1 pseudogene is annotated in these 858 nt (G+C 49.5%); it reads left to right on the forward strand.

The window, feature by feature from the left end:
* Window positions 1–202 precede the first annotated feature (202 nt).
* Window positions 203–622: pseudogene (locus CSQ89_RS21695) on the forward strand (M30 family zinc metallopeptidase); the annotation flags it as partial.
* Between the last annotated feature and the right edge of the window lie 236 nt (window positions 623–858).

The raw sequence follows: 858 nt of genomic DNA on the forward strand, positions 1-858 counted from the left end.
AATGCCTGAGCATCAAGACGCAGAAGAACCCATTCGCACTTTGCCGCAAGTTACTGATCAACGCCTCTCGCGCGGCTTATGATCAGTTACAGCTGCTTCTCGCAGCTACTGCGTAACATCAGTTAATAATTATTACTCTTGCTCACTAACCTCTACCGCTGGCGCACCAAGGTCTAAAGATACTGACAAGCAATGCAGTCAAAATTATTATAGGAGCGGCCAAGCCTTCCTGATTTTCCTTACTCACCAATATGGCACCGGCATTTACCGCGAATTGCTGAAAGCGAAAGGTACCGGTATCGATGCATTGGATGAAGCCATTCGCGCCAGCGGTGGTATCGGCTTCGAGGACGCGTTTCGGCGTTGGGGCAGCATGCTGGCATTTCCCGATGCAAAAGCATTGCCTGCTGGTTATGGCTACCCTGGCGTAAAGGTTGGCGACTACACCTCGCCGGCATGGAATGGGAGTGATATAGCAAAGTATTACGCTTTCCCGGCAACATTACCCGACACCATCAAGCCCTATAGCCATTTACCACTGGTTGAACCTAACCAGTCGGGCCAATACACAAGGGAAGTGAAAGTTCCTCCCGGCGTGACACTGTCGGTTTATATTCAGTAAGTAGTTTTTAAATAAAAAGGCGAACCAAGGTTCGCCTTTTTATTACTCGCTTTAATACCCTCCTATAATATTGGGCGCCTCGAATAACCCGACTTTTTGACATTACAGCGGCGTAAGTCGACCTTACGGCGCCTTCCGACTGCCAGTTCCGGAACTTATCACTCGTCTTGTATCGCTTTCCCTCCCGAATTGGCCATTTCCAGCCAATCCAGACGGATTCCTGGCATCAGAAGGCC

Origin of the sequence: Chitinimonas sp. BJB300 (assembly GCF_002735695.1) — a bacterium.
Lineage (GTDB): Bacteria > Pseudomonadota > Gammaproteobacteria > Burkholderiales > Chitinimonadaceae > Chitinimonas.